Below are 3,231 nucleotides of genomic sequence, written 5' to 3' on the forward strand. Positions count from 1 at the left end.
AACAGGGTTACGGCGGTCATAGCGTGGGGGAAACGCCCGGTCCCATCCCGAACCCGGAAGCTAAGACCCACAGCGCCGATGGTACTGCACCCGGGAGGGTGTGGGAGAGTAGGTCACCGCCGGACATAAATTAGGTCGAGAGCCTCCAAACACCACGTTGGAGGCTCTCCCACTTTAACCACCCAAACCCTCACCCCAGCCTGCAATGCGCCCGGAACACCGGAACCCCCGGCGCGACGCCGTCACCCGCCGTCGGAAGCTGTCAGCGGGGAAACCGCCGGGCATGGTTCCAGGCCAGGGCCTCCACGGCGAGGCCTCCGCCGGTACCCGCCGCCAGGGCGGCCAGTACGAGATCCGCCGGAGGCCAGGTCAGGCTGAAGAATTCCTGCGCGAGCGGTACGTTGAGCAAGGTAACCAGCCCAAGACACATGGCGGCCACGAGGCCCACCCGTTTCAGGTCGAGCGGGCGCGAGACGACTGCCAGGATCCAGAGTCCCACGATTGACAGAGTCAGGACCGAAGCCGCACGCAACGCCTCTGGACTCGTGCTGCGGCCGAAGGCGCTGGGGCTTGCGTAGGCGTTCAGCACGAGCAGTGACGCCGCGACGATGAGTCCTGCGGGCACGGAGAAGGCGAGCGATCTGACGAGAAACCCCGGCCGGTAGCGGCGGCTATTGGGCATGAGCGCCAGGAAGAAGGCAGGAATGCCAATCGTCAGCCCGTCTGTGAAGGACAGCTGGCGCGGCAGAAACGGAAACTCCCATTGGAGGAGTCCAAAACTTGCAGCAATGGCAATTGAGTAGGCCGTCTTGCTGAGAAACAGGCCCGAGACCCGTTCTATGTTTGCGATCGCGCGTCGGCCTTCGGCGACGACGCCTGGAAGCCGGTCAAAGCGGCCATCCAGCAGCACCAGCCGTGCCACGGCCTTGGTGGCGGCAGCCGCGGAATCCATGGCGATGCCAAGGTCGGCCGTCTTCAAGGCCAGTACGTCGTTGACGCCGTCGCCGGTCATGGCCACGGTATGGCCCCTTCGCTGCAGCGCCTCAACCATGTCTTTCTTCTGGGCCGGGGTTACACGGCCGAAGACCACATTGTCCATCATGACGTCTTCGAGGAGCCCGGGATCCTGCGGCAAGTAGCGGGCGTCGTAGCCTGTGCTGACCTCCAGGCCCATCCTGCGGGCGATCGCCGCGACGGTCCGGGGATCGTCTCCGGATATGATCTTCAGCTCAACGCCCTCCTCCCGGAAGTAGTCGAGTGTGGCCCGGGCGTCGGGGCGGAGCCTCTCCCGGAACGTCAGTACCGCGACGGGCTGAATGCCGGGCGGCAGTTCCGTCCGATCGGCGGAAGGCGGCCCGCCGGCGACGTGGCCTAGTAGCAAGGTCCGCAGACCGGAGGCAGCCAGGCTTCCAGCCTGGTTGAGGACCTCGGCATGCGCCGGGCCCGCGGCAGCGTCCGCAGGGGAACCTGCCGCGAGGACGATCTCAGGTGCGCCTAGTATCCAGGTGGACTTGACGCCGGCAGCGTCGCCGCTGCCGAAACTGACCGAGCCCCACTTCCTGGCAGAGGAGAAAGGTACTGAGGAGAAAGGCTGCAGACCGCCGTCGTTGCGGTACGCCGACGCGAGGCATCGTGCCGTCCCGTAGGCCTCGGGCTCGGCGGCAAACCACCCCAAGGCCTCTTCCCACCCGGGTGCGGATGATGTCGACACCGTGTGCGCCGCCTCAAGACGATCCCGCCTTCGGTGAGCGTTCCCGTCTTGTCCAGGCACAGGACATCGACTCGGGCCAGGCCTTCGACAGCGGCCAGCTCCTGGATGAGCACTTTCTCGCGGGCCAGCCGGAGGCCGCCGACGGCAAACGCGACGCTCGTCAGCAGGACCAGTCCGAGGGGTACCATGGCGATCACGCTGGCGATCACGCCCACAGTGGCCGACGTCCACGTCCCGGCGGCGATGGCGCGCTCCCAGCCGCCCCTGGCCTGCATCTCTCCGTTCGCTACGACGATGGCGATAGGAAGCAGCGCCCACGTGATCCACCGCAGGACGCGATTGAGGCTGTGTCGGATCTCGGAGTTGACGAGCGAAAAGCGTCTTGCATCAGCCGTGAGTTTGCTCGCAAAGGACTCGGCACCAACCCGCGTTACGCGCGCGGTTCCGCGGCCGGCAACAATGATCGAACCCGAGAGAACTTCACTCCCCGGACCCTTGCCGACGGGATCGGATTCGCCGGTGAGGAGGGATTCGTCAGCCTCGAGCCCCACGGACGCAAGGACGGAGGCATCCGCACTGACCTGGTCGCCGGCCCCGAGTATCAGGACGTCGTCACGCACGACGTCGGTCGTGGGGATTTCCGTGACGGTGCCATCACGCAGCACCCGGGCTCCAGGGGACTCAAGGACGGCGAGGCGGTCCAGAGACCGCTTCGCCCGGAACTCCTGGACGACGCCGATGATCGCGTTTCCCGCCGCTGCCAGCCCGAAGAGAGCATCCTGCCAGCTCCCGAGGAGGAGCAGCAACAGGAAGCTTGCACCCACGACGGCGTTGAAGAGGGTCAGTACGTTGGCACGAAAGATGTGCCACAGGCTGCGGCTTGTCTTATCCGGTGCCCGGTTCGCCAGACCACTCTCCGCCCGGGCGGCAGCCTCGAGTGTGGACAGGCCGGCGACGGCGGGCCCGGTCACACGCCGGTGGTGCCCGGCTGGTCTTTGGCGTTGGCGGTGTGCCCTCACCCCCTGATGGTATCCGGCAGGGAGGCCGCATGCGTGACGGAGGACACCTTTCCCTGGTGCCGCCCCGGATGCCACTTTCGAGGCAGGGAGCGGCTATTTGGCGCGGACTGGCGGGGATCTGGCCGGTGCGGGCGCCATGCCCGGGCGGGTTTGCGGTGGGGGCGAAGTGGGTGTATTGTTTTCTAAGTCGCCGAGAGAGAGACCAGCGGAAACGCTGGGAACCGAAGGCGGCCAAACCCCCTAAAACTAAAGGCCAGAATCCGGCTGATGCTTCGTGCGCTCCAGATTCTGGTGGGTTCGTCCGGTGGAACGGGCAGTCGCGGAAACGCTGATTTGCTTCACGTTCGCCGGGCGGGTAAGTTTGGGAAGTTGCTCCGGAGCGATCTGTGACCGTGTGGTTGTGGTGGTGCCGGGTGTGTCTGTTGTTTGAGAACTCAATAGTGTGCCAAGTTTGTTGATACCAATTTATTGTATTGAATTGGTTGGATTGGCCAGGTTGCG

Annotated in this window: 2 protein-coding genes and 1 rRNA gene; 1 reads left to right on the top strand and 2 read right to left on the bottom strand. The window is 65.3% G+C overall.

Annotation, left to right across the window (positions count from 1 at the left end; genetic code table 11):
- Positions 1–8 precede the first annotated feature (8 nt).
- Positions 9–125, top strand: a 5S ribosomal RNA gene (gene rrf / locus AC1DCZ_RS19240).
- Positions 126–262: 137 nt separating this feature from the next.
- Here rrf and AC1DCZ_RS19245 read toward each other — a convergent pair.
- Both AC1DCZ_RS19245 and AC1DCZ_RS19250 read right to left on the bottom strand, forming a co-directional pair.
- Complete coding sequence (locus AC1DCZ_RS19245; protein WP_476975995.1) at positions 263–1,381, bottom strand: HAD-IC family P-type ATPase; 1,119 nt, start codon at positions 1,379–1,381, stop codon at positions 263–265.
- A gap of 113 nt (positions 1,382–1,494) precedes the next feature.
- Entirely contained in the window at positions 1,495–2,682 is a 1,188-nt protein-coding gene (locus AC1DCZ_RS19250; protein WP_476975994.1) for an HAD-IC family P-type ATPase, read from the bottom strand.
- Between the last annotated feature and the right edge of the window lie 549 nt (positions 2,683–3,231).

This window comes from Arthrobacter sp. 10N418 (assembly GCF_056394725.1).